Below are 3,182 nucleotides of genomic sequence, written 5' to 3'. Positions count from 1 at the left end.
ATACTATAAATCAGGACGATGGAACTGTCTGAAACAAATGGCCAATTCACATATTTCATTGTTAGCTGCATAACCGTGAAAATGGGAATGCGCCCCTGGAGAGAACACCGAATATTTTCAAGGAAAAAGCTGTCAAAAATTTCACTTAAAAATATTAAAATATTATCTTTTTGCCTTGGAAGAGGCCTTGATCAATTAGCACCCAAAAAAAATTATGAAAAAAGCCCCCGGCAGGATGCCAGGGGCTTGATTATGATGGCGTGTAAATTAAAATGTCAGGTTATAAAGTGGGGCTAGCCAATCGGAAGAATTGCTTTGCTGTATTGTTCGTTGAGAACTTCCGCCATGGCAAGATAAATAGCGCTCATTCCGCAGATGATGCCTTCAAAACCGGCAATTGTTCCGATAAGATGTGAACCTGTCCAGTCTTTGATTGCAAGAAGAAAAAACAATACCGTCAACGATGCAAAAACAAACTGAAGGCCTCTGTTCGACTTTAATGTCCCGAAGAACATGAACAGCGTAAAAATACCCCACATGAACAGATAGCAGGCCATGAATTTTGCGGGCGTCGCGGATGCCCAGCCAAGTTTGGGCAACAGAATTAGCGCCACCAGGGTCAACCAAAAGTGGCCATAGGATATGAATGCTGTAACTCCAAAAGTATTACCTTTTTTAAACTCAAGAATACCGGCGATAATCTGGGCTACCCCCCCGTAAAAAAGGCCCATCGCCAGAATCATGGAACTGATTTCAAAAAAACCGGCATTATGAATATTCAAAAGCACGGTTGTCATTCCAAAGCCCATCAATCCTAAAGGTCCCGGATTTGCTAAAGTTTCGTCTCTCATCATTCTACTCCTGTTTCTAAATGATTAAAAATTATAAAATACTTGTATGGGGAGTAGCAAGCATTGTGCCATCGGCCTATTATAGGCTTCGAGTCGGTTTATTGCCGTAAATAATCACTCGTATGCCCATTATCATTAGTTAATAGTCCGCATATTTTATTTTTGCTAAAAAAGAGGCGGAGAGTAGGATTTAAACGGGGGTAAGAAAAATTTTGGGCGAATATGACCCAAGTTAAGGGACTATTCTTTCTCATTTTGGGCCAAATCTATTCCATGGACCATCATTTTACGATAGAGTGTCTTGCGGCAAATACCCAGTTTTTTAGCGGCTTTTTTTCTGTGCCACCCAGAGAGATCAAGGGCAGAAAGAATAAGCTTTTTCTCAAACCTTCCAACGGCATCTGTCAGCGGAAGGTCTTCGGCTGAATTGGAAACGGCAATGACTTCTGAGAAGGGTTCGGGTGGAATCGAAGGGGGAATGAGATCGGGGGGGGCAATAAAATCAAGGTTGTTAAAGGCAATGTACCTGCGGATAACATTCTGGAGTTCCCTGACATTTCCGGGCCACTGGTAATTGTATAGCACTCTTATATCTTTTTCGGGCAAGGCATCAAAGTGAAGGGGAGATTTCATCTGGCTGAAAAAATAATCGGCAAGAAGAGCAATGTCTTCCTTCCGTTCACGAAGGGGCGGGATCTCTACCGGTATTACATATAAGCGGTAAAAAAAATCTCTGCGGAGCCTGCCTTTTTGAACCTCTTCCCATAAATTCTGGCTGCTTGCGGCAACAATCCTGAAATCGGAATAAAGCACCTCATTACTCCCGATCGGCGAATAACCTCCCCCGTCTATTACCCGCAGAAGCTTGACTTGCATGCTCAGGGAAAGGTCTCCAACTTCATGAAGAAACAGGGTGCCGCCTTGTACATGGGAAAGAACGCCCTTTTTATCATTACAGGCCCCGGTAAAGGCTCCTTTTACATAACCAAAAAACTCGGTTTCCGGAAAAGATTCAGAAATGGCGTCACAATTGACAGAGAGAAACGGTGCGTTTTTTCTTTGGCTGATACCGTGTATAGCCCTTGCAACCAGCTCCTTTCCTACCCCCGATTCGCCGTGAATAACAACACTGTCAGCACTGGCTGCCGCCCGTTTAATTATGTCATAGACCTCCTGCATTTTTTGACTTTTGCCGACGATATTGCAGAACTTGAAGCACTTACCCATTGAGGACCCAAACAGTGAATACTGTTGCGGGAGCTGTTTGGATTCACGCTTCTTCGGGTCTTTCTGAATTTTACGAAGGGTAATATCTTGAAGGGTTGTAACGGCGCCTGTAATGTTGCCTTCATGGTCAAAAACAGGAGCCGCCAGAAAATTTATATATCTTGATTTTCCGTTAATATTTTTAAAATAGTCGGTTGCTTCCCAAGCATTCGGCACAATGCTGGACTGTGCCGGATTTTTTGTGCTGTATATTTCAAGGAATTTTTCGTAGTCCTGTTCAACAACAAGATCAGCCAGAACGGGCCGTTTGCGGGAATAAAAAATTTTCCACTGGTGGTCTGTGCCGATAATCTCTTTAGCGGAAACGCCGGTAAGAACTTCAAAGGCTTTGTTCCAGGCCTTTATCCTGTGGTCGATCCCTATGGCAAACTGGGCTATCGGTGTATATTCAAGCACAATAAAATCCGACCCGGGTCTTTAGTTTTTCTAAAAATTCAGGGATAAGTTCATCATGAAAATTTTGCGGAATATAATGCAGGACATTTTTGAGGCTCACAACGGTCTGTGACTGGGTATCCGGCAGGCAGCTGGTCATGGTCAGTGCTGACGTATTGCTCATATTTTTCTCCTTTTTGCCGTCCAAACACTGGTTTGCGGTTCAGACACAAGCTTGATGCCCGGCGACGTTGTCAAACGCCTTGTATAGTCATCCAGGTATGGTCTTACCTGGCATTATTTTTAATAACGCCCACGGGCCGTCCTTGGTCTATCTACACCCATGCTTTGGCCCACAACGAATATTGAAACATCTCTTTGGATTACAGAGAGTTTCTTATAAAAACAGTGCCATGCCTGATCAAAATTTAACAACCTAAGTTTTTCATAAAACTTTATTCTGTAACAATGATCATTGAAGCTAAAAGCAAGAATCGAGCCTATAAAAACAATTGGGGGTTATAGTTTATTTTTTTCCCCGGCAGGCACTTTAATTTATAATTGCTGTCTGCATGAACAGTGCTGACGCATAAATAATAAAAGGTCGGCCGAAGTTGTTCCGCCCACTCCTTTTTGGGAAAATTCCGCCTTTCCTTCTTTCAGAAGGCA

General features: G+C 43.1%; 3 protein-coding genes. All 3 read right to left on the bottom strand.

Features of this window, described 5'->3' with window-relative positions:
• Window positions 1-293 precede the first annotated feature (293 nt).
• The 3 genes from satP to B147_RS31700 all read right to left on the bottom strand — a co-directional run bounded on the left by satP (window position 294) and on the right by B147_RS31700 (window position 2,697).
• A complete protein-coding gene (gene satP / locus B147_RS0106825; RefSeq protein WP_245568952.1) occupies window positions 294-854 on the bottom strand; it encodes an acetate uptake transporter in 561 nt (186 codons plus the stop codon).
• A 237-nt stretch (window positions 855-1,091) separates the two neighbouring features.
• Window positions 1,092-2,534: a sigma-54 interaction domain-containing protein gene (locus B147_RS0106820; RefSeq protein ID WP_020586478.1), complete on the bottom strand. Its 1,443-nt coding sequence runs from the start codon at window positions 2,532-2,534 to the stop codon at window positions 1,092-1,094.
• Window positions 2,527-2,697 (bottom strand): hypothetical protein, encoded by a 171-nt coding sequence (locus tag B147_RS31700; protein ID WP_020586477.1) that lies wholly within the window; start codon window positions 2,695-2,697, stop codon window positions 2,527-2,529. The genes B147_RS0106820 and B147_RS31700 overlap by 8 nt, the downstream gene beginning before the upstream one ends.
• Between the last annotated feature and the right edge of the window lie 485 nt (window positions 2,698-3,182).

The organism is Desulfobacter curvatus DSM 3379, assembly GCF_000373985.1.
GTDB classification, from domain to species: Bacteria; Desulfobacterota; Desulfobacteria; order Desulfobacterales; family Desulfobacteraceae; genus Desulfobacter; species Desulfobacter curvatus.
The sequence above is the reverse complement of the archived record's forward strand: the minus strand, read 5'-3'. Positions and strand labels throughout refer to the sequence as shown.